This is a genomic window from Pseudooceanicola atlanticus, assembly GCF_000768315.1.
GTDB classification, from domain to species: Bacteria; Pseudomonadota; Alphaproteobacteria; order Rhodobacterales; family Rhodobacteraceae; genus Pseudooceanicola; species Pseudooceanicola atlanticus.
Window position 1 is genome coordinate 302073 of the sequence record NZ_AQQX01000003.1, and the last position, 22817, is coordinate 324889.

A 22817-nucleotide genomic window follows, 5' to 3' on the forward strand; every position below is an offset into this window, starting at 1 on the left:
CGCTCATTCAGCGTCGTGGAATTGAACCGCGACGACCGCCAAACCGCATGGGGCCCCAAAGTGACACCCTAAATCGTCATACGATATTGTGCTTCATTTTCTTCGCCGCTAGGATCTCCGGGCAATCGAATCCTGAGAGGCAGACCATGATCCCTGAAAAAACCGAACGAACCCTGCGACTTGAAAGTCAGCTTCAGGCCTTCATGGACGACCATATCTACCCCAACGAAGCGCTCTATTACCGCCAATCCGAAGAGGTCGGCCCCTGGGGCGTGCAGCCCGTGGTCGAAGAGCTGAAGGCAAAGGCCCGCGATCAGGGCCTGTGGAACCTCTTCCTGCCCGACTCGGATCGCGGTCTCGGGCTCAGCAACCTGGAATATGCGCCGCTTTGCGAAATCATGGGGCGTTCGCATCTCGCGCCCGAGGTTTTCAACTGCTCGGCCCCCGATACCGGCAACATGGAGGTGCTGGAACGCTATGGCACGGACGAGCACAAGGACCGCTGGCTCGAACCGCTGCTGAACGGTGAAATCCGGTCCTCCTTCGCGATGACCGAACCCGCCGTCGCCTCGTCGGACGCCACCAACATCGAAAGCTCGATCCGCCGCGATGGCGACGACTACGTGATCAACGGGCGCAAATGGTACACGACCGGCGCCACCGATCCCCGCTGCAAGATCATCATCTTCATGGGCAAGACCGACCCGGATGCAGAAACCTATCGCCAGCAATCCATGATCCTGGTGCCCAAGGACACGCCCGGCGTGACCGTCCAGCGCTCGATCCCGGTCTTCGGATTCTACGGCGTGCCGGACCGCGCCTCCGAAGTGCATTTCGACAATGTCCGCGTGCCCGCCTCCAACATGCTGCTGGGCGAAGGCCGCGGGTTCGAGATCGCCCAGGGCCGTCTCGGGCCGGGCCGCATCCACCATTGCATGCGGCTCATCGGGTTGGCCGAACGCACGTTGGAAAAGATGGTGCTGCGGGCCGGTGACCGGACCGCCTTCGGCAAGCTGCTGTCGGAACAATCGGTCACCCGCGAACGCATTGCCGAAAGCCGCATCATGATCGAACAGAGCCGCCTGCTGACCATGCGCGCGGCGCACCTGATGGACACCGTCGGCAACAAGGAGGCCAAGGCCGACATCGCCATGATCAAGGTCGCCGTGCCCCAGATGGCCTGCCAGGTCCTCGACTGGGCGATCCAGCTCTTCGGTGGTGGCGGCACCAGCAACGATTTCGGCCTCGCCTCGGCCTATGCGACCGCGCGACTGCTGCGCCTCGCCGACGGCCCGGACGAGGTGCACCGCGATCAGATCGCAAGGTTGGAATACAAGCGCCAGAAGGGCCGCAACGACGGCAATGCCGCGCTGCAATTCGGCCCGGCCCTCTCGGCCACCGCGCTCGGTCCGAACGCGAGGGCCGCTGAATAGGCGGAGCTTCGAGCATCCGGGTTTCCCGACTGGACAGATGGGCGGTCTCGCGGATAGATCGCCCGTTGACCCATGTCTGACCCGAAAAGGGGACCCGAAGGTGACAATGACCGACGCGGCCGACAGCCCGAGCGCTGCCGAACTCATCGTGCGCGATATCCTGCGCGGGCTGTACCAGCAGCGCTATGTTGCCGGTCAGCGGCTGGCAGAACCCGACCTGATCGCGCGCTACGGCGTCAGCCGGTCGACGGTGCGCGAGGCGATCAAAAGGCTTGCCGCCCAGGGCGTGGTCGAGATCCGGCGCCACCAGGGCGCCCGTATCCTGAACGTCACCGCCGCCGAGGCGCGCAACATCCTGCTGATCGCCGAGATGATCGTGGGCCTCGCCGCCCGCCAATCGGCGCATGAGATCGACAAGGGCGACAACCGCAAGCTCTTGCAGGAGGCGCTCGATGCCATGGCCACCGCCAGCGCCTCGTCCGAGAAATTCGACGTGGTCCTGGCCCGGAACCGGTTCCATCGCACGCTGGCCCGGATCGCGGGCAGCCCGGTGCTGGAAAACACCCTTGCCAACCTGCACGTCCACCTCGTGCGCAACAAGCTGGTCATGACCCCCGAACAACGCCTCGCCTCGTACCAAAGCATCGCGGAGGCGATCTTTGCCGGCGACGCCGAAACGGCCGAGACCCGGGCGCGGTCCCATGTGCGGGTCATGATCGACCTGCTCGACCAGGACGGCTAGGCCCCCGCCCGTTCACCTGAAGACCGGCTTGCGCTTGGCCACGAAGGCCGAGGTCCCTTCCCGCGCATTGTCCGAGGTCGAGATCGTGGCCCATTGCCGGTCCGTCTCGTCCCAGCCCGCCGCCTCGCCGCCGAACCGTGCGGCACGCATGATCCGTCGGGTCGCGGCCACCGCATCCGGCGCCGCCGTGGCGATGCGTCGGGCGATAGCCAGAGCTCTGTCCATAAGCGCGTCACCCGGCACGACGGCGTTCAACAGGCCCAGCTCCAGCGCCCGCTCCGCCGGGATCGGGTCTCCGGTCAGGGCCATTTCGGCCGCGATCACCGGCGGGACGATCGCCCCCAGCCGCGCGGCCCCGCCCCCCGCCGCGATCAGGCCCAGCTGCACTTCGGGCAGACCGAACCGCGCCTCGGGCACTGCCACGGCCAGGTCGCAGGCCAGCATCAGTTCGAACCCGCCCGCCAGGGCCGGCCCGTTCACAGCCGCGATGAACGGCTTGCTGCGGTCCGATCCGACAAAGCCTGCGAACCGGTCCGGCTCGGTGATACCCGGCTGATCGCCCGCCACGAACCCGGCCAGGTCCATGCCGGCGCAGAAGACCGACCCCTCGCCCGTCAGCACCGCGACACGCAAGGCCGGATCGCCCTCGATCTCGGCCAGCGCCGCGCGCATCTCTTCCATCATCGCCTTGTCCACAGCGTTGCGCGCTTCGGGACGTGTCAGGGTCAGGACCGCGACGGGCCCCTCTCGGGTCAATCGAAGGCGGGGCATGGGATCTCCTCTTGTCAAACTATATTGTCCTACAATACTGTTTGCAAAATTTCGCCAGGGCAAGCGCGAATGCATGGGCGCCAGGGCAAAGAGGGAGGACATCATGACCAAGCCATCCACCGGCCAGGCCGTATCGTTTCACATCGAAGACGGGATCGGTTTCCTGACTATCGACCAGCCCCCGGTCAACGCGATCTCCTTGGCGGTCATCGCTGCCCTGGGCCCCGCGCTCGACGCGTTCGAGGCCAGCGATGCACGCGGCCTTGTCGTGCAGGCCGCCGGTCGGACCTTCGTGGCAGGCGGCGACATCACGATGTTCGACGATCCCGCCTTCACCCCGGCCCCGCTCAATGCGCTGCTGGACCGGATAGAGGCGTCGAACCGTCCCGTCGTGGCGGCACTGCACGGCACCACGCTTGGCGGCGGGCTCGAGATCGCGATGGCCTGCCACCACCGCATCGCCGACCCGGCGACCCGGCTCGGCCTGCCGGAAATCACTCTGGGCCTGATCCCCGGCTCCCTCGGCACCCAGCGTCTGCCCCGCCTCGTCGGGCTTGAGAAAGCCGCCGGGATGATCCTCGGCGGCAAGCCCATCAGCGCCGGCGACGCCCAATCCATCGGCCTGATCGACGCCATAGCCGAGGACCCCAGCGCCGCCGCCATCGCGGCGATCGACACGCTCACCGGCACCGAACCGCGCCGCACCCGCGTGCAGGTGATCCCCGATCTGGACCGCGCCGAGGCGATCCTCGCCCCCCTGCGCGACGTCGCCGCGTCCACCCCCTGGCACCCCGCCAAGGCCGCCGCGATCGAGGCGCTGTCGACCGGCGCCACAGACGGCTACGATGCCGGAGAGGCCACCGAAACCCGCCTGTTCCTCGACCTGGTCAAGACACCCGCCTCCCGCGCTCAACGGCATATCTTCTTCGCCGAACGCGCCGCGCGCCGGATCAGCGACCTGCCCGGGGACACGCCCCTGCGCCGCGTCGAAACCATCGGTATCCTCGGCGCGGGCACGATGGGCGCGGGCATCGCAATGGCCTTTGCCAATGCCGGCTTCACCGTCACGCTGGTCGATGCCAACCCCGAGGCGCTGGACCGCGGCCTGACCCGTATCTCGCAGGATTACGAGCGACTGGCCGCGCGCGGCCGCCTGAGCGCGGATGACGCAGACCGGATCACCGCCCGCATCAGCGGCGCCGAAAGCATCGCCGCCCTGGCCGATGTCGACATGGTCGTCGAGGCCGTCTTCGAAGACATGGACCTGAAATGCCGCGTCGCCGCCGAACTGGGCGCGATCTGCAAGCCGGGCGCGATCCTGGCCACCAACACCTCCACGCTGGACGTGGACCGCATCGCCCAGGCCTCGGGACGGCCCGAGGCGGTGATCGGCACGCATTTCTTCAGCCCCGCCCAGATCATGCGCCTGCTCGAGGTCGTGCGGGCCCGCGACACCGCTCCGGATGTCCTCGCCACCGTGATGTCCGTGGCCAGCCGCATCCGCAAGACCGCCGTCGTCACCGGTGTCTGTTACGGCTTCATCGGCAACCGGATGGCCGAGGTCTACATGCGCGAAAGCGAGGCCATGCAGATGGAGAGCGCCACCCCCGGCCAAATCGACGGCGTGATCGAGGATCCCGCTTGGCTCGGCATGGCCATGGGCCCCAGCCGCATGCTCGACATGGCCGGGGTCGATGTCGGGGCGCGCACCGTGATCGAATGGATCGCCAGCGGCGACGGCCCGCAGGACCCGGCCTATCGCGCGCTCTGCCGGGCTATGTTCGACAGCGGTGCGCATGGCCAGAAAACCGGTCATGGCTATTACCGTTACGAAGGCCGCACCGCGCTGCCCAATGACGACACCCATGCGCTTGCCGCGCAGCTCGCCCGCCAGCACGGCATCACCTCCCGAGATCACGACGCGCAGGAGATCTTCGAACGCCTGCTCTACCCCATGGTCAACGAAGCCGCCCTGATCCTCGACGAGGGCATCGCGCAGCGCGCCTCGGACATCGACGTGGTCTGGACCGCCGGCTACGGCTTCCCCGCCTGGCGCGGCGGGCCGCTCTTCATGGCGGACGAGATCGGCGCCGACGCCATCGTCGCCGCGATGCATCGCCACGGCGCCACCCTCGGCAATGCCGACGGACGCTGGACACCCGCCCCCCTTCTGAGCCGGCTTGCCCGCGAAGGCGGCCGCTTCTCCGACCTTTGAAAGAACCTTCCATGCGTGACGCCGTCATCGTTTCCACCGCCCGCACCGGCATCGGCCGCGCCTTTCGCGGCAGCCTCAACGCCACCAAGGCCCCGACCATGGCGGGCCATGCCCTGTCCCACGCGGTGACCCGCGCCGGCGTCGACCCGGGCGCGATCGAGGATTGCGTGATGGGCACGGTGCTCGCCGCCGGCACCGCAGGCATGAACCTGGGTCGCAACGCCGTGCTGGCCGCAGGCCTGCCCGTGGACGTGCCCGCCATGACCGTGGATCGCCAATGCGCCTCGGGCCTCATGGCGATCTGCATCGCCGCCCGCCAGATCGTCGCCGACGGGATGGACGTGGTCGCCGCCGGAGGCCAGGATCATATCTCCTCCGTGCAGGGCGACTATTTCGACTGGGCCTCACGCGAGGCCGATCCCAACGTGATCGCCAAGGCACCCGATGCCTACATGCCGATGCTGAAAACGGCCGAGGTCGTGGCACAGCGCTACGGCATCACCCGCGAGGCGCAGGACGCCTATTCCGCCGAAAGCCAGGCCCGCACCGCGGCCGCACAGCAGGCCGGACGCTTCGACGACGAGATCGTGCCCTTCACGACCGACATGCTGGTGACCGACAAGGCCACCGGCGCGACCCGGATGCAGACAGTCACCCTGGACCGCGACGAGGGCAACCGCCCCGGCAGCACCGCCGACAGCCTGGCCCAGCTGAAACCGGTAATGGAGGGCGGCGTCATCACCGCCGGCAATGCCAGCCAGCTGTCCGACGGGGCCTCCGCCTGCGTGTTGATGTCGGGCCAGGCTGCCGCCCGGGCCGGGGTCGAACCGCTCGGCACATGGCGCGGCATGGCGGTGGCGGGCTGCGAACCCGACGAGATGGGCATCGGCCCGGTCTTCGCCGTGCCCAATCTGCTGGAAAAGCACGGGCTCCGGGTCGAGGATATCGGCCTGTGGGAGCTGAACGAGGCCTTCGCCGTCCAGGCGCTCTATTGCCGTGATCGGTTGGGCATCGACCCGGAGCGTTACAACGTCAACGGCGGCGGCATCTCCATCGGGCATCCCTACGGCATGTCCGGCGCCCGCCTCGTCGGCCATGCCCTGATCGAGGCGAAACGGCGCGGCGAACGCTACGCGGTGGTCACCATGTGCACCGGCGGCGGCATGGGCGCCGCGGCCCTGTTCGAGGTGAACACCTGACCGCGCACGAAAAAGGCAGGGGCAGCACCGCGCCGCCCCTGCCCGTTCCTTCCAACGTAAAGGGGGCCGTCTACCCCGGCCCCCTCATCAGCAAGCTCAACCGTTCGGGCGGATCATCAGCTTGATCTGGCTGTCGGGCTTGCGCAGCGCCTCGAACGCCTCGGGCAAGCCGGACAGGTCAGTGTGATCGGTGATCATCGCCTTCGCGTCGATCAGCCCCTGGCCCATCATGTCCAGCACCCGCCCGAAATCCTCGTCCAGGTAACCCAGCACGAATTGCAGCCGCAGCTCCTTGAGGGTGGCGGCGATCGGGACGATTTCGTCCGGTTTCATGCAGACCCCGACCAGCACGATGGTGCCGCGCGGGCGCGACAGGTCGATGGCCTGCTGGATCAGCCCCGGCACGCCGACGCATTCGAAGATCACGTCAGGCGGCCCGCCGGCCACCTCGGCAAAGGCCGCGCCGATATCGTCGGTCTCGCCCGGGTCGATGACGTGGCTGGCCCCGAAATCCCGCGCCACGTCGCGCCGCGCGGCGGCATATTCGCTGACCACGACAGACCCTGCGCCGCGCAGGCGGGCAAAGCTGGTCACCGCCAGCCCGATCGGCCCCGCCCCGATCACCAGGACACGCCCGCCCAGCGGGATGTCCGCCCGGTCGACGGCATGCAGCCCGACGGCCAGCGGCTCCACCAGCGCGCCCTCCTCGTAGGACACGCTCTCGGGCAGCGGCACGACCTGTTCAGCCCCGACGCGCACCTGCTGCGCATAGGCCCCTGGCACGGACTTGTCCAAACCGGTGATCCGGTTCTCGGGGCAGAGAATGCCCAGGCCGTTGCGGCATGATCCATGGCCCATGTCGCGGCAGGTCTCGCAGGCATTGACCGGCACCGCCGTGGCCCGCAGCCCCACCGGAACGCCCGGATCATCCGATGCGATGACCTCGCCGGCGAATTCATGGCCCAACACGGTGCCCGGCTCCTGCAGGAAGACCCCCTCCTGCGTCGCGTGCAGATCCGAGCCGCAGACCCCGCAGGCCTCCACCCGCATCACCACGTGGCCGTCCCCGGCCGCCAGTTGCGACATGTCCTCGACAGCAAGCGGCTCTCCCAAACCGCGAAAAAAGATGGCTTTGGCCATTCCCGGATCCTCCTCCATTTTGTTAGTCCTTTTCGTAGGACAATTTTGTGTGTATGTCCATCACCAGGTCTCATCCAGAGGCCGAAACCGAAAATGGGAGGAGAAGACATGGCCCGATTGAACAACAAGGTCGCGCTGATCACGGGGGCAGGCACCGGCGTGGGCCGCGCCTGCATGGAAATTTTCGCGAAGGAAGGCGCCAAGGTGGTCGGCGTGTCCCGGACACAGTCCAACCTTGACGAAGCCCTTGCCGCCGTGACGGATGCAGGCGGCGAAGGCATTGTCGTGGCGGCCGATCTCGCAACCCCCGAAGGCGCGCAGAAGGCGGTGGAGGCGACGCTCGCCGCCTATGGCCGGATCGACGTGCTCGTGAACTCCGCGGGCGTCGGCTACAGCTACCAGGACAACCATCCCGGCACGATGGACGACGTGGTCAACACCACGCCCGAAGCCTGGCGCGAAGTGCTGGCGATCAACCTTGATTCGGGCTTCCACATGTGCCGCCTGGTGATCCCTGAAATGCAGAAGGCCGGCGGCGGGTCGATCGTCAACGTGACCTCGATCAGCGGCTACCAGGGCCTGCCCGGCGCGCATACCTACACGGCGGCCAAGGCGGGGATGATCAACCTCACCCGCTCGCTCTGCGTGGCCTATGCCAAGGACGGGATCCGCGCCAATGCCATCGCGCCCGGCTTCATCGCCACCCGGATGGTCGAAAGCTTCCTGCCGATGTTCGAAGATGCGGCGGTGGCCGAGTCGATCACGCCTATGTCCCGCCCCGGCACGCCCGAGGAAATGGCCTATGGCTGCCTCTATCTCGCCTCGGACGAGGCGGGCTATTGCAACGGCTCGATCCTGACCATCGACGGCGGCACCACGGCCCGCCAGTAATCTGGCCAGAATACCCGCCCTCGGGCGGACCGGGGCGCGCGACACAGAGGTCGCGCGCCCCGTTTCGTGTCAGGCGTTCGCGAAGCCCGGCCGCGCCTTGTAGAGCGCCGCGGTGATTGCGGCGGCAATCACGGCTTTCAGGATGTCCCCGGGGATGAAGGGCATGGCATAGCCCGTCGCCGTCAGCAGCGACACTTTCATCATCACGGCCATGCCGATGATCCCGCAGACGGTCACGACACCGATGCCACCCACCACGGCCCCCGTCAGCGCCGGCAGGAAGGTCTTGGGCTTGGCAAAGCGGTCAGCCACCAGCCCGATCACGAAGGCGCCCAGCGGGAACCCGATCAGGTAACCCAGCGTCGGCCCGGCAAAGACGCCCATCCCGCCACGGCCACCGGCCAGCAACGGCAGGCCCAGGGCCACCAGGAACAGGAACAGCAGCACCGACAGCGCCCCGTTGCGCGCGCCCAGGATGGTGCCGGCCAGCATGATGCCCATGCTCTGCGCCGTGATCGGAATGCCCGAGGCCAGCGTCAACTTGGGCAACAGCCCCAGCACAGCGATGAGGGCAGCGAATAGCGCGATCCGCGCGAGTGTCTTTTCCATGGGAATCCTTCCTTCCTCAGTCAGATCGTATGCGCGCGGGCGCGCATGGCTTCGGCGGCCTGATCGGCTTCGTCGAGGGCGCCAAGGGCAAGCGGCGGCACGATCCGCCAGCTCAGTCGCCGGGGCGATCGCATGCGATAGGCCTCGGCCAGGTGATCGGCCCGCGCCGACAGCGCGGGGATGAAACGCAGGGTCAGCGCCACGGCAAGCGACAGCCTGCGCCGCGCGACCTCGGGCACACGCAGACGGGCAAGGCCCCGGTCCACGACGCCCAGGGTCTCTGCCGGGGATGTCGTGCGCGAAAACACCATCGCCGCGGCGATACAGGCCATCAAGGTGCCCGCCACCGACAGGCCCAGCACAAGGTGCCCGGTCGCCCATTGGAACGCGATGATGAAAACGGCGATCACGGCGGGCATCTTCAGATCCCGCGCGATCAGCGACAGGAACCAGCGTCCGGGGATCAGGCTGGCCAGCATCACCGCCCCGAAGGCCGCCCAGTTCAGCACCGGCAGGTCGGTGACGCCCAGAATTGTGCAGAACACACACAGCCCCAGCAGCTTGCGCGCCGCCGGGATGCGGTGAAACGGCGTTGGCCGGGCCGAGAGCGCTCCGATCATTCAAATCCCCCCTGCCCGGCCATGGCATCGCGATAGGCCCCGATGACCTCTCCCGGTTCGCCGTCCAGCCGCACGGCGCCGGCGTCGATCCACAACACCCGGTCACAGCCCGTCAGGCTGTCCAGGTCATGGCTCGCCTCGATCCGCGCGGCGGGCAGCTCCTCCAGCACCCGGCGCAACGCCAGCGTCGTCGGCAGATCGAGCCCGGCAAAGGCCTCATCCATCAGCAATATATCAGGGTCGCCGATACTCGCCACCATCAGGCCCAGCAGATGTTTCTGCCCCTGCGACAGCGAATGCACCAGCCGGTCGTGCCAATGGGCGACACCGAACCGCGCCAGATGCGCCTTCGCCAGTTGCTCGGCCTCCCGCGCGGTGGCGCCCTTGGCCTTGGGGCCGAAGGTCAGCTCTTCCAGCACGGTGGGAAACAGCAGCGCATGATCGGGGTTCTGGAAGACAAAGCCGATGCGCGACGTCGCCGCCTTGCGGTCCTTCGCCGGATCGAACCCGCCCACCCGGACCGTGCCGTCATCGGGACGGGTCAGCCCGGCGATCAGGCGCAGCAATTGCGACTTGCCCGCACCGTTGCGCCCGACCAGCCCCAGCCGCCGGACATCCAGCGACAGATCCAGCCCGTCAAAGACCGTCCGGTCCTCGAGCGTCAGCCTGACCTTCGACAATTCGATCCGCATCGACCCGTTCATCGACCCATTCCCGGCACTGGCGTTCCGCCGGATGTGCCTGTCGTGGATCACACCCAGTCTTCCTCAAGGGTCGCGGTCAGGTCGGATTGCGCCATGACGGGCGCAAGCCATGCCTGCACATGCGGCAGTTCGAACCCGGCAAAGTAGCGTGCCGCGACCTTGTGCCCGTCATTCAACGGACCGGGCCGAGTTGCAAGGTCCGTCAGCAGCCAACCGGCCACCAGATGCCCCGTCGCGGACAGAAATTGCGTCGCATTGGCCAGCGCGGCGGCCGGATCGTTCTGCCCGCGCACGGTGTCGACCGCCTGTTCCACGGCCGCCCGGGCCGTGCGCAGGGCAGCGGCGCATTCCGGCAGAATGTCCTCCGCGCGGGCCTCGGTCTCGCGGATGCGCTGCATCAGCAGCTCGATCCCCCCGGTCTTGTCAAAGATCACCTTGCGGCCCAGCAGGTCGATCCCCTGGATGCCGGTCGTGCCCTCGTGGATCGGGTTCAGACGGTTGTCGCGGTAGATCTGTTCGACCTCGAAATCACGGGTATAGCCATAGCCGCCATGGATCTGGATGGCGTAATGATTGGCGACCAGCCCCATTTCCGACGGCCAGCTTTTCACGATCGGCGTCAGCAGGCCCAGCAACCGCCCGGCCTCCGCATCGCCGGCCGCCTCCTGGTCGACCAGCCGCGCCGCGTAAAGGCACATGGCGAGGCTGCCCTCGGCAATCGCCTTCTGGGCCAGCAGCATCCGCCGCACATCAGGGTGGCGCAGCAGCGGCACCGGCGCAGGATGGTTGCGATCCTCCAGCGGGCGGCCCTGCACACGTTCCGACGCATAGCCGCGCGAGGCAAGGTAGCCGCGCCAGGCCAGCGCCGCGGCACCGATTCCGACACCGATCCGCGCCTCGTTCATCATCTGGAACATGATCGGCAGACCCTGCCCCTCGGCCCCGATGCGCCAGCCCCGGGCGCCCTCGTTCTCGCCAAAGGCCATCACGCAGTTCGGCGTGCCGCGCCATCCCATCTTGTGGTTCAGCCCGGCCACCGCCACGTCGTTCGGCTCCCCATCCGGCAAAACAGAAGGCACGGCGAACAGCGACAGCCCACCCGATCCCGGGATCAGCGATCCGTCCGGCTGTTCGACCTTGGCCAGCACCAGGTGGACGGTCATCGGGGTGATGTCCTGCCCGCCGGACGAGATCCACATCTTGGTGCCGCGCAACCGGTAGCGCGGGCCCAGATCGTCCTCACCATCGGGCAGCGCCCGGGTCGTGGTGTCCCCCAGCGACGACCCGACCGCAGGCTCGGACAGGCACATCGTGCCAAGCGCCTCGCCCTCCTGCTGCGGCTGGGCAAAGGCGGCGATCTGCGCCGGCGTGCCAAAGGTCCGGATCACCCGGGTATTGGCCACGCTCAGCATCGGGAAGGACGACGCCGCGATATGCGCGGCCATGCTCATCGCCATGGTCCCCGCGACAACGGTAAAGGGCAGCGACATGCCGCCCTCGTCCTCTGGGACGCCCGCCAGGTGCAGCCCGGCATCCAGCCAGGCGCGCACCGCCTTGCGGGTACCGGGTTCGACCACGACCTTGCCATCGACCAGCTGCGGCTCAACCTGGTCCGAGGCCCGCCAGGCCGGCGCGAACGCCTCGCGCGAGATCCGGTCGGCCAGGTCCAGGACCGCACGCCAGTCTTCCGGGGTCTGCCCCTGATGCGCGGGAAGATCGGCAAGGGTGCCGATCTCCAACCAGTTGAACAGAAGCGCGTCCAGCGTCGCGCGGTCGAAAGGGTGGTCGGTCATCACGTTCGCCTGACTGTATTCAACGACGCCGAAATCAGCGCGAGGATCAGAATGCCACCCTGGACGATGTATTGCCAGAAGGTCTGGACCCCCATCACCGACAGCCCGTTGTTGATCACCCCGATCAGCAGCACGCCGATGGCGGTGCCGAGGATGTGGAACTTGCCCGGTTTCAGGGTCGAGGCCCCGATGAACACGGCCACGAAGGCGTTCAGCAGGTAGACGTCGCCCACCCCCTGCGGCCGCCCCGCGCCAAGGTTCGCCCCCGCGACCAGCCCGCCAAGCGCGGCACAGGCCCCGCTGATCCCCATGGCGATCAGCGCATATTTCGAAAAGGTGATACCCGACAACCGCGAGGCCTCGCGGTTGCCGCCAAGCGCATACATGTTCCGCCCCGTCTGCGTGTGCTCCAGGAACACCCACAGCACCAGCCCCAGCAACAGCAGGATCAGCACGGGGTTCGGCACCCCCGCGATCTTGCCCTGCCCGATGATGGTGAAGGCGTCGGGGATCTCGGTCGCGTACACGGTGCGCCCGCCCGACACGCCCAGGATCACCCCGGTCACGACAAAGCTCATCGCCAGCGTCTCGACGATGGCCGAGATACCCAGCTTCGAGATCAGCGCACCGTTCAGCATCCCGATCAGCGCCGACAGCGCCATCACGGCCAGGATGACCAGGACGACGACGAACCAGCTCTCGTAGCCCAACTCCATCAGGAACCGGGCGGCGAAATAGCCGCCGAAGGTCGCCATCGCCCCGATCGACAGGTCGAACAGACCGACGACGAGGCAGATGGTCAGCCCGAAGGCGATCATCCCCAGGATCGACACCTGGTTGAGGATGTTCAGCATGTTGCGCAGGGTCATGAAGACCTCGGGTCGCCCGAAGGAAAACAGGACGATCAGCAGGACAAGCGAAAGTAGCGTCCCCCAGCGGGACAGGAAATCGATCCAGTCGAACTTGCGCGCGGGGGTCGGGTCGGATTTTGCGGTGTCTGATGTGGTCATGCTGCGATTGCCCCTCCAGCGGCGAGTGTCATGATCTTCGCGTCCGTCACATCCGCACCCGACAATTCGCCCACCACCCTGCCGGCGGCAAAGACGAACACCCGGTCACAGACCAGCGCGTATTCTTCCAGTTCGGTCGAGGCAAAGACGATCCCCTTGCCGTCCCGGGCCAGTTCGTCGATCAGCTCGTAGATTTCCTTCTTCGCACCCACGTCCACGGCGGCGGTCGGCGAATTCAGCAGGAAGACCTGCGCGCCGGTGGACAGCCATCGGCCCAGAACGACCTTCTGCTGGTTGCCGCCCGACAGATCGTCGATCGCGGTCTCGATGCCGGGCATCCGCACCCGCATCTTCGCGGTGACCTGGTTGGCCGCCGCATCCTCACGCCCGCGATGCACGAGGCGCAGGAACGGCTCGCGCAGATATTGCGCAAGGCTCGGCAGGGTGACGTTCGACCGGATGCTCTCGGCGTGGAAAATCGCCTCCGTCAGGCGGTTCTTCGGCACATAGGCAATCCCGGCGGCGATGGCATCGGCCGGATCGCGCAGGCGGATCGGCCGGTCCAGGACCTCCACCTCGCCCGCCGTCGGACGGCTGCGCCCGAACAGAAGGTTCAGCGTCTCGTCCGCGCCCGATCCGGGCAGCCCGGCGACGCCCACGATCTCTCCGGGGGCCAGGTCGAACGTGATGCCCCGCGCCCGCTGCCCCGACAGGTCGCGCACCCGCATGATGCGCCCCTCGCGGGCATGGGACCGGAGGCGCCGCTCGGCCAGGGCGCCGCCCCGGCCCACGATGGCCTCCACGATCTTCTCATGGGTGATGTCTTCGCCCTCGAACGTGCCCGCATTGCGCCCGTCGCGCAGAACCGTGGCACGATCCGCGATCTCGAACACCTCCGACAGGCGGTGCGAAACGTAGAGGAACGAATGCCCCTTCGCCGCCAAGGCCCGCATCTGGTCGAACAGCCGTTCGACCTCGTGCGGCAACAGCGCGTTGGTGGGTTCGTCCAGGATAATGATCCGCGCATCGGTCGACACCGCCCGCGCGATCGAGATCATCGCCTGCTGTTCCGGCCGCAGCGCGCTCACCGGGGTCGAGGTCGGAATATCCACGCCGACCTTGTCCAGGATGGCCCGGGCGCGCTTGTGCACGGCGGCCCAGTTCAGCAGCCCGGCACGCCGCGGCAGCGGCTCGCCCAGGTGCAGGTTTTCCGCGACGCTCAGCGTCGGCACCAGGTTCATGTGCTGATGCACCACGGCAATGCCCGCGGCGGTGGCGTCGGCCGGGGTGGCGATGTCGACGGACTTGCCGTCGATCCGGATCTCGCCCGAGCTTGGCGCATAGGCCCCGCAGACGCATTTGATCAGCGTCGATTTCCCGGCCCCGTTTTCGCCCAACAGCGCGTGGATTTCTCCCTCGCGCACGTCGAACCCGACATTGTCCAGCGCCAGGGTGCCGGGAAACTGCTTGGTCAGGCCACGGATGGTCAGAACCTCGCCGGGACGCGGCCCGGCGGTTTGGTCGTCATGTGTCATGATGGGTCTCGCAACAGGAAAACCGGGCCGCGCGAACGCGACCCGGGTGTCGTCTCAGTTGCCGGCGACGCTCTCTCCCGAGAACAGGCCGCAGGTCGAAAAGTCCAGCGACTCGCCCTTGGCCGGGGCGCTCGACGCGGTGACGAGGCAGGGCTTCAGCGTCAGCAGCTGCGTCGGCGGAGGGTTGCCCTCGAGCGTGGACTTGATCACGTCCACGGCGACCACGCCCATCCGGTCCACGTTATAGGCCACGGTCAGCTCTGCCGGGCCGTCCTGGCGCACCAGTTCCAGCACTTCGGGGATGCCGTCCTGGCTGACGACGAACACATCCGCCTCGCGGCCCGACTGCTCGATCGCGCGCACCACCGGGGCGACCAGCTCGTCCCAGCCGACCCAGAAGGCGTCGAGGTCGGGATTGGCCAGCAGCAGGTTGTTGGCCTGGGCATAGGCATCGTCGACCTGCCCCGGCACCTTGATCTCGATCTTGGTCACCTCGATCTCGGGATAGCCTGCCATCACCGCATCGAACCCGCGTTCCCGCTCGATCAGCGCCGGCAGCACGTTCCAGTTCAGCGCGGCCACCTTGCCCGTGCCCTCGATCCGGCCGGCAAGCTCGGTCGCGGCGATCACGCCGTCAGCGGTGTTGTTGGACCCGATATCGGCCGTGATCCCCGGCACCAGGCCCGAGAAGGTCGAGACGAACGGCACGTCCTTTTCATTCGCATAGCCGATCACGCCCGACATCTGCGTATTGGCCGAGGCCACGTTCAGGATTGCATCGAAATCGCGGTCCATGAAGGCCATCGCGGCGTTGTTCGTGGCAACCTGGTCGCCCTGCCCGTCGAACAGTTCGACCTCCCAGCCCAGCTCCTTGGCATAGGCGATGCCGCTATCGGCCTGGCGCTGGATCGAGGGCGAGTTGTAGTTCACCGCCACGACGCCCAGCTTGACGTCCTGTGCAAAGGCCGCTCCGGCCATGCCGACAACGCCAAAGGCGCCGGCGACGAGTTTCGCAGTCAAATTCATAATGTCCTCCCTTGGCGCATTGCTTGCGCCTTTTCCTGTCGGATGCGGCGCCTCCTCCTGACGCGGTGTCATCCGATGCAGATCACGCTAAACCGCTCAAACAACTTTGGTCAACGGTTTTGCCCAACAAGATTGTAAAACAATTTGAACGCAGATACACAGAAGCCAAGAAATGCAGGCGTTTCAGCGCAGGTGTTCAGGTTCTAAATTGATCCAAACAGGGGATTTTTTCGTGATACAGCAGCGAAAACTGCCATTCGAAGGCGCCGCGAACTTTCGCGATCTCGGGGGATATCCGGCCGGTCCGGGACGGCAAACCCGCTGGCATCTTGTCTATCGAAGCGATTCGCTGGCCGAGCTGACAGAGGCCGACCTGGACCGCCTCGACGCGCTCGATCTCTTCGCGCTCTTCGACTTCCGCCTGCCCGACGAAGCCGCGCAGAAACCCGACCGCCTGCCCGATGGCCACGCGATCCGGCTCGCCAATCCCGGCTTCCTGCCGGAAAACACCGACGTGATGCTGGCGCGTATCCGTCGCGGCCAGATCACCGCGGCCGAGGTCATCGCCGAGGTGACGGGCCATTACACGCTCTTTGCCGAACGCCACATCGCCAATTACCGCGACTATTTCCGCACCCTGCTGGAGGCCGATGGCCGTCCCGTCCTGATCCATTGCACCTCGGGCAAGGATCGCACCGGATGGGGCTCTGCCCTGACGCTGCTGGCAGCGGGATGCGACGACGACACCGCCGCCCGGGATTACGTCCTGACCGACCAATATCGACGCGATGTGGCCTTCATGTTCCCCGGCGGTGTCGCGACCGAAACGCTGGACGTCCTGACCTCCGCCCGCCGCGCCTATATAGACACGGCGCTGGCCACGCTGCGCCGGCGCCACGGCCCCGGCAACGACTGGATGGCCGAGCTGGGCTTCGACGCCGCCGACCGTCAGGCGCTGCAGGCCCTGCTGACAGAGCCCACAGCGTGACTGCCGCCCCCGCGCTCAGGCGAAACTCGCCTCCAGCGCCTTCAGCGACCGGTCCGCGGTCATGTCCAGCTGAATGGGCGTCACCGAGATCTCGTTGTTCTCGATGGCGTCCAGGTCGGTGCCCCGGGTTACATCATGATCGACCCGCATGATCTTGATCCACCAGTAATCCTTGCGCCGGGCATCGGTGCGCTTGGTCGGCTTGAACGACCCCGGCGGGCGCTGGCCCAGACGGCAGACGCGGATGCCCTTCACCTTGTCCGGCGCCACGGGCGGGAAGTTGACGTTCACGAAGGTGCCCGGTGCGATCCCCGCATCAAGGATGCCGTCGATCACCTCGGGGGCAAAGCGTTCGGCGGTCTCCCAATGGACCTCCTCGAAGGCATGGACCAGGCTCATCGCGACCGACGGCACCCCCAGAAGCGCCCCTTCCATCGCCGCCGAGGCGGTGCCGGAATAGGTCAGGTCCTCCGCCAGGTTGGCGCCCCAGTTGATGCCGGACAACAGCAGGCTCGGCGGTTCCGGCATCAGCTCGTAGATACCCATCAGCGCGCAATCGGTGGGCGTGCCCTTGATCGCGTGGCGATGCGCATCCAGCTGACGGTGACGAATCGGATTATGCATCGAGATCGAATGCGACGCGCCCGATTGCTCCTCTGCCGGGGCCACCACCCAGGTCTCGTCGCAATGGGGTTTCACCAGCCGTTCAAGCAGCTTGATCCCGTCGGCTTCGATCCCGTCGTCATTGCACAGCAGCACCCTGTGTCCGTTCAGGTTCTTCATGGTCTCTCCTCCGTTTTCTAAATTGTCCTACAACATTGTTGGGCATTATGATAGGTGAATTCACAGGGAATCGAACCGGGGTCGGAGGGGCCCCGGAAGGGAGGACATCATGGAAAGTTGGATCGCCGGTGTCGGCATGACACCCTTTGGACGCCATCCGGACCTGTCGGTGCGCGACATGGCCGAACAGGCCGTCAGGGACGCACTCGCCGACGCGGGGCTCGAGGCCGGGGACCTCGGCGCCGTCTTCTTCGGCAATGCGGTGCAGGGCGCGATCGAGGGGCAATATGGCGTGCGCGGCCAGATCGCCATGCGCGACCTGCCGCTGGGCCCCATCCCCATCATCAATGTCGAAAACGCCTGCGCCAGCGCCACCACCGCGCTGCACCTGGCGCTGGCCCATGTCCAGACCGGCCAGGCCGACATCGCGCTGGCGGTCGGCTCGGAAAAGATGGTCCACCCCGACAGCGCGGTCTCGATGACCGCCTTCGAAGGCTCCTGGGAACGCGGCGAACGCGACCACGTCATCGACCGCCTCGGCGATCTGGGGCGCAACACCCCGACCCCGCCCGAGGCCGCGGCCCGCGAAACCCCGCATTCCGTCTTCATGGATGTCTATTCCGCCTTCGCCAAGTGGCACATGGCCGAATACGGCACCACCGAACGCCAGATCGCCGCCATCGCGTCCAAGAACCACGGCCATTCGGTGCACAATCACCGCGCCCAGTTCCAGCGCGCCTTCTCCACCGATGACATCCTCGCGGCCCGGCTGATCGCCTGGCCCTTCACCCTGCCCATGTGCTCTGCCATTTCCGACGGGGCGGCGGCGGCCATCGTGTGCAACAAGGCCGGGCTGGCCCGCATCAACGCCGCCCGCGCCGTCAGGGTCCGGGCCGCCGTGATGATGCATGGCGGCCGCCGCGCACCCGACGATTACGCCAACCACATCTCGCGCAAGGCCTCGGCCCGCGCCTACGAGGTTGCCGGGCTGGGACCGCAGGACATCGACGTCGTCGAATGCCACGACGCCACCGCCTTCGGCGAGCTTCAGCAATCCGAACTGCTGGGCTTCACCGAACTCGGCGGCGGCGGCGCGCTGGCCGACAGCGGGGCCACGACGCTGGGCGGCCGTATCCCCTTCAACCCCTCCGGCGGGCTGGAAAGCCGCGGCCACCCGATCGGCGCGACGGGCCTCGCCCAGACCTTCGAACTCGTCACCCAGCTGCGCGGAGAGGCCGGTCCCCGCCAGGTCGACGGCGCCCGCATCGCCCTGGCCGAAAACGGCGGGGGGTTGATGGGCGTCGAAGAGGCCGCCATCGGCATCACCATCCTCGAGGCCGCGTCATGAGCCTCGCGACGCTGCTTCACGAAGCCGCGCGCAGCCATCCCACCCGGCCCGCCATCTCGGTCGGCAACCGCCAGGCGCTGGATTATGCCGGGCTGGCCCGCGAAGCGGCCGGCATCGCCGCGTCCCTCGCCCGGCGCGGGCTGCGCCCCGGCGACCCCGTGCTGCTGGCGATGAAGAACACCGAGAGTTACTTCTCGTGGCTCTTCGGATGCTGGTGGGGCGGCTTCGTCGCCGCACCGGTCAATGCCACGCTGCACGGGCGCGAAATCGCTGGCATCATCGGTGACCTGGCCCCGAAACTCGCGATCACCGATCCGGCCATCGCGACCGAGATCGCGCCCCTCTGCCCGACCCTCGACATCATCGAACGTGGCAGCGCCGCGGCGACCGGCGCCGCGCAGACCGACCCCGACGGGCCACCCTGCCCCGTGGCGCTGACCGACACCGCCTGGGTCTTCTACACCTCCGGCACCACGGGCACGCCCAAGGGCGCCTGCCTCAGCCATGCGAACCTTTTGTCCATGACCACCGGCTACCTGGCTGACGTGGACCGCCTGACACCGGACGACACGCTCCTGCACCTCGCCGCCACGTCCCATGCCTCGGGCCTATTCGGGCTCAGCTTCGTGGCGCGGGCCGCCGAACATGTCCTCATGCCCTCGGGCGGCTATGATCCGGATGACATGCGCGCCATCCTGACGGCCCGCAAGGCGGTGACCTTCTTCGCCCCCACGACCCTGCTGAGCCGGATGCGCCAGGACGGCATCGGCGACCTGGCGCAGGACCATATCCGCACGGTGCTGACCGGCGCCGGACCGGTGCTGGCGCAGGATGTGCGCAACGCGGTCGACACCTTCGGGCCAAGGCTCTGGAACGGCTACGGCCAGGGCGAAAGCCCCTGCACCATCACCGCCAACGACCAGGCCTCCATCGCGCGGGCCATCGCCGAGGGCGACGATACCGGCCTCGTCTCCGTCGGCATCCCGCGCACCGGCGTCACGCTCCGCCTGCTCGCCCCCGACGGGTCAGAGGTCCCGCAGGGCGAGGCGGGCGAGGTCTGCCTGCGTGCCCCCACCGTTATGTCGGGTTACCTGAACCGGCCAGAGGCCACGGCGGACACGCTCGCCGGCGGCTGGCTCCATACCGGCGATATCGGCCGGCTGGACGATCGCGGGCGGCTGACCCTGCTGGACCGGATCAAGGATGTCATCATCTCGGGCGGCATGAATGTCTATGCGCGCGAGGTCGAGGACGTGCTCTCCACCCACCCCGCCGTGGCCGAGGTCGCGGTGATCGGCACCCCCGATCCCAAATGGGGCGAGAGCGTCGTCGCGCTGATCGTGCCCGCCCCCGGCGCCACGCCCCCGGCGCTGGCGGAATCGCTCGATGCCCACTGCCTGGATCGGCTGGCCCGGTTCAAGCGCCCCAAGCGCTACGAAATCCGCGAAAACCTGCCCAGAAACGCCGCCGGGAAGGTGCTCAAGGCGCAGCTACGCAATTGAAATTTACATAAAATCCTTACGTCCAACTAAATTGTCTAACAATCTTGTCTTAACATTGTTGACAGGACGCAAGGTGAAACGGCAAAGTCAATTCGTGACCCCGAGGAGGAGAAGGGGATCACCACAGGGAGGACATAATGGCCAAACTATACACCGACACTGACAAGTTCGGGGACGCCAACGCATCGCCGACGGTGGAGGCATTCCACGCCGCCGTTAAGGACATCGTGCGCCAGAAGCTGGCGGAATCCGGCGGGCATTGGGACAGTTTCGTATTCGACAAATCCTACACGCTGATCACCGAAGAGGACATGAAGGGCGTCGAGAAGATGCTGCTCGATGCCGGGCATCTCTTCGACTGGTCCGCGGCGATCTCGCCCACCGAACGGCCCGAGGCCTACAAGCCCGTCGAAGGCGTCAGCGATGACGATATGGGCGAGTTCAGCTTCGAACACGAAGACGCCGTGACCGCCGCCGCCGAAGGCGGGCTGGAACAGCGCGGCCAGGGCGACAACGTGGCCCGCTACGCCGAGGATTGCGAGGGCGTCGCGCGCTACATCCGTTCGCCCATGCAGGTGATGAAGTTTCTCGAAGAGGGCGTTCCGGACAACACCATCGCCATCATCGACGACAGTGGCGGCACCCTGACCGCGCCGATCCTGGAACAGTTCAAGGGCGTGATCTGCGCCGGCGGCACCACCCGGTCCCACCTGGGGATCCTGACCCGTGAATACGGGGTGCCCTGCGTCATGAACGCCAAGGTCAGCGGCATCAAGCAGGGCGACACCGTGCGCATCGAAAGCACGGGCGACCCGAAAACCGCCGCCGATTACCAGAAGAATGTCGAACGGACCGTCAAGGTCTGGCGCGTCGCCGGCGCAAGCTGAGCCGCGCAAGGGAGGAGACAGACAATGACAATGCCGCTGAATTACAGCCAGTTGCTGGAAACCAACAACCTGATCCAGCAGAACGTCGACGAAAGCTATTGGCTCTGCGTCACCCGCACGGTCCAGGAATCCAAGCTGTTCCCGGTGCCGTCCTACATGATGCTCAGCTACCTGATGGCCTTCTACCGCTATCCGTCGCTGCTGCGTAAGATCGAAACCCGCATGTCCGCCGAGGAACTGGGCGACCGGTCCCGCGAAATGGCGATGAAGCACCGCGCCCCGGGCGTCAGCTGGGGCCTGCCGAACTTCTACCTGCTGGGCCGCGAATGGCTGATCAACATGGGCGTGATCAAGCCGACCGACGCGATCGAGGACGTCATGTACGTCATGGATTTCTGGAAACGCTTCCAGCTCGCGCTCTACCGCAATGATGGGCATATCAGCCGCGTGCAATACGGCCACCGCGCCCAGATCCTGTCGGAACGCCAGACCCAGGTCTTCCATTCCGATCTCTACACCTGCGAGAACGGCGACGAGTTGCACGAGGCCGCGCACCAGTTCATGGCCTCCGCCTCGCAATATGGGTTCCTGATCTCCTGCGAAAGCCGGATCAGCCTGCACAACCATGGCCCCTACAAGCTGAACGAGAATTCCGAGATGATCGTGCGGGACTTCATGGACCTCGCCGAAAGCGATTTCCCATGGCTCGACGGCGTCGCCGAAGGGGTGGAGTTCAACAACATCACCGTCACGATGGCCGCCAAGGATTGCCATTTCTACCTGGTCGACGACTGGGGCAGCTTCGAGGCCGAGCCCGAGTTTTCCGCCGACAAGCTGATCGGCGTCGGGCTCTACACCTCCGACAACCTCTCCGAAGGTTACGTACCGCTGGGCATGGACAGCCGTGAGGACCTGATCGCGATGTTCAAGAAGCTCGACGCGCAGGTGAAAGAGGCGATGAACAACCTCTGGAAGCGCATCGCGGGCTATTCCCGCGACCAGATGATGGATGCGGGCGCGATCACCTATTTCGCGATCATCAAGGACCTCGCCCATATCGCCGGCGTCTACGACGTGGACGACTGGATGAAGGTCGACGAACGCGCCGAACGCTTCCGTCCGCTGCTCAACGACGAATATGGCCGTGATGTGCTGGGCGAACTGGTGGGGCTGCTGTCCAACCCCAGCCAGAAGCTGTCGGAGTATCAGATGATGATGCACTCCAATGCGCCGACCAAGATGTACACGCCGATCCCCTATTCGGTTCTGTCGGGCGAAACCTACACGCCCACGGCGGGCCCGCTCTATCCCGGCATCACCAACCTGCCCGAGAAGAAGGACGTCTATACCACCACGCGCGGCAAGATGAACTTCGCCGAGTACAACAAGGCCAGCCAGGAATTCTGCCCCGCGGCGCTCGTCCCCGAGAACCGGTTCCTGTGCGAAACCTGGGTCAAGTACAACGCCGGGTCCGAAAAGGCCGACGCGCTCTACGAAGTGTCGCAGCAGGCCTCGCGCAAGCTGGCCGGCAAAGGGTCCTCCCTGTCCCGCGACGAGGTCGAAGGCCTCCGGGACTGATGTCGGCGGGAGGGGTTCGCCCCTCCCCCGGCCCCAAAGACAG

Annotated in this window: 20 protein-coding genes; 10 read left to right on the forward strand and 10 right to left on the reverse strand. The window is 66.7% G+C overall.

What is annotated here, in order from left to right:
• Positions 1 to 146 precede the first annotated feature (146 nt).
• Together ATO9_RS09320 and ATO9_RS09325 are read left to right on the forward strand one after the other, a co-directional pair.
• Positions 147 to 1433: an acyl-CoA dehydrogenase family protein gene (locus tag ATO9_RS09320; RefSeq protein ID WP_043747735.1), complete on the forward strand. Its 1287-nt coding sequence runs from the start codon at positions 147 to 149 to the stop codon at positions 1431 to 1433.
• Positions 1434 to 1539: 106 nt separating this feature from the next.
• Positions 1540 to 2175 carry a GntR family transcriptional regulator gene (locus tag ATO9_RS09325; protein WP_043747737.1) on the forward strand — a complete coding sequence of 212 codons (636 nt, stop codon included), beginning with the start codon at positions 1540 to 1542 and terminating at the stop codon, positions 2173 to 2175.
• 12 nt (positions 2176 to 2187) lie between these two features.
• Here the strand turns inward: ATO9_RS09325 and ATO9_RS09330 are convergent, their stop codons facing one another.
• A complete protein-coding gene (locus ATO9_RS09330; protein ID WP_043747740.1) occupies positions 2188 to 2946 on the reverse strand; it encodes an enoyl-CoA hydratase/isomerase family protein in 759 nt (252 codons plus the stop codon).
• A gap of 103 nt (positions 2947 to 3049) precedes the next feature.
• On the opposite strand from ATO9_RS09330, the gene ATO9_RS09335 reads away from it, so the two are divergent.
• The gene (locus tag ATO9_RS09335) at positions 3050 to 5161 is read left to right on the forward strand and encodes a 3-hydroxyacyl-CoA dehydrogenase NAD-binding domain-containing protein (protein ID WP_043747743.1); all 2112 of its coding nucleotides are present in this window, start codon (positions 3050 to 3052) and stop codon (positions 5159 to 5161) included.
• 11 nt (positions 5162 to 5172) lie between these two features.
• Positions 5173 to 6360 (forward strand): acetyl-CoA C-acyltransferase, encoded by a 1188-nt coding sequence (locus ATO9_RS09340; protein ID WP_043747744.1) that lies wholly within the window; start codon positions 5173 to 5175, stop codon positions 6358 to 6360.
• Positions 6361 to 6456: 96 nt separating this feature from the next.
• Here the strand turns inward: ATO9_RS09340 and ATO9_RS09345 are convergent, their stop codons facing one another.
• Positions 6457 to 7500: a zinc-binding dehydrogenase gene (locus tag ATO9_RS09345; protein ID WP_043748594.1), complete on the reverse strand. Its 1044-nt coding sequence runs from the start codon at positions 7498 to 7500 to the stop codon at positions 6457 to 6459.
• 108 nt (positions 7501 to 7608) lie between these two features.
• On the opposite strand from ATO9_RS09345, the gene ATO9_RS09350 reads away from it, so the two are divergent.
• Positions 7609 to 8391, forward strand: coding sequence for an SDR family NAD(P)-dependent oxidoreductase (locus tag ATO9_RS09350; RefSeq protein WP_043747746.1), 783 nt, complete (start codon positions 7609 to 7611; stop codon positions 8389 to 8391).
• 69 nt (positions 8392 to 8460) lie between these two features.
• Here the strand turns inward: ATO9_RS09350 and ATO9_RS09355 are convergent, their stop codons facing one another.
• The 7 genes from ATO9_RS09355 to ATO9_RS09385 are packed head-to-tail and all read right to left on the reverse strand — an operon-like array spanning position 8461 to position 15688.
• A complete protein-coding gene (locus tag ATO9_RS09355) occupies positions 8461 to 9000 on the reverse strand; it encodes a biotin transporter BioY (protein WP_043747747.1) in 540 nt (179 codons plus the stop codon).
• 20 nt (positions 9001 to 9020) lie between these two features.
• The gene (locus ATO9_RS09360) at positions 9021 to 9620 is read right to left on the reverse strand and encodes an energy-coupling factor transporter transmembrane component T family protein (protein WP_043747749.1); all 600 of its coding nucleotides are present in this window, start codon (positions 9618 to 9620) and stop codon (positions 9021 to 9023) included.
• Complete coding sequence (locus ATO9_RS09365) at positions 9617 to 10375, reverse strand: energy-coupling factor ABC transporter ATP-binding protein (protein ID WP_238318707.1); 759 nt, start codon at positions 10373 to 10375, stop codon at positions 9617 to 9619. The genes ATO9_RS09360 and ATO9_RS09365 overlap by 4 nt, the downstream gene beginning before the upstream one ends.
• Positions 10372 to 12117: an acyl-CoA dehydrogenase family protein gene (locus ATO9_RS09370; protein WP_043747751.1), complete on the reverse strand. Its 1746-nt coding sequence runs from the start codon at positions 12115 to 12117 to the stop codon at positions 10372 to 10374. The genes ATO9_RS09365 and ATO9_RS09370 overlap by 4 nt, the downstream gene beginning before the upstream one ends.
• Complete coding sequence (locus ATO9_RS09375; RefSeq protein WP_043747753.1) at positions 12117 to 13127, reverse strand: ABC transporter permease; 1011 nt, start codon at positions 13125 to 13127, stop codon at positions 12117 to 12119. The genes ATO9_RS09370 and ATO9_RS09375 overlap by 1 nt, the downstream gene beginning before the upstream one ends.
• Positions 13124 to 14662, reverse strand: coding sequence for a sugar ABC transporter ATP-binding protein (locus tag ATO9_RS09380; protein ID WP_043747757.1), 1539 nt, complete (start codon positions 14660 to 14662; stop codon positions 13124 to 13126). Before ATO9_RS09380 ends, ATO9_RS09375 begins: the two co-directional genes overlap by 4 nt.
• Positions 14663 to 14716: 54 nt before the next feature.
• Positions 14717 to 15688, reverse strand: a complete 972-nt coding sequence (locus ATO9_RS09385) for a sugar ABC transporter substrate-binding protein (protein ID WP_043747759.1) — start codon at positions 15686 to 15688, stop codon at positions 14717 to 14719.
• Between the two features lie 232 nt (positions 15689 to 15920).
• Between ATO9_RS09385 and ATO9_RS09390 the strand changes: the two genes are divergently transcribed.
• Entirely contained in the window at positions 15921 to 16676 is a 756-nt protein-coding gene (locus tag ATO9_RS09390) for a tyrosine-protein phosphatase (RefSeq protein ID WP_043747762.1), read from the forward strand.
• A 15-nt stretch (positions 16677 to 16691) separates the two neighbouring features.
• Here ATO9_RS09390 and surE read toward each other — a convergent pair whose 3' ends face one another.
• A complete protein-coding gene (surE, locus tag ATO9_RS09395; protein ID WP_043747765.1) occupies positions 16692 to 17459 on the reverse strand; it encodes a 5'/3'-nucleotidase SurE in 768 nt (255 codons plus the stop codon).
• Positions 17460 to 17568: 109 nt separating this feature from the next.
• Here surE and ATO9_RS09400 point away from each other — a divergent pair, with 109 nt between their 5' ends.
• The 4 genes from ATO9_RS09400 to ATO9_RS09415 all read left to right on the forward strand — a co-directional run bounded on the left by ATO9_RS09400 (position 17569) and on the right by ATO9_RS09415 (position 22774).
• Entirely contained in the window at positions 17569 to 18807 is a 1239-nt protein-coding gene (locus ATO9_RS09400; protein ID WP_238318708.1) for a thiolase family protein, read from the forward strand.
• Positions 18804 to 20309, forward strand: coding sequence for a class I adenylate-forming enzyme family protein (locus tag ATO9_RS09405; protein ID WP_043747771.1), 1506 nt, complete (start codon positions 18804 to 18806; stop codon positions 20307 to 20309). Before ATO9_RS09400 ends, ATO9_RS09405 begins: the two co-directional genes overlap by 4 nt.
• 137 nt (positions 20310 to 20446) lie before the next feature.
• Positions 20447 to 21196 (forward strand): PEP-utilizing enzyme, encoded by a 750-nt coding sequence (locus ATO9_RS09410; protein WP_043747773.1) that lies wholly within the window; start codon positions 20447 to 20449, stop codon positions 21194 to 21196.
• 24 nt (positions 21197 to 21220) lie between these two features.
• Positions 21221 to 22774: a hypothetical protein gene (locus tag ATO9_RS09415; RefSeq protein ID WP_043747777.1), complete on the forward strand. Its 1554-nt coding sequence runs from the start codon at positions 21221 to 21223 to the stop codon at positions 22772 to 22774.
• Positions 22775 to 22817: the final 43 nt, after the last annotated feature.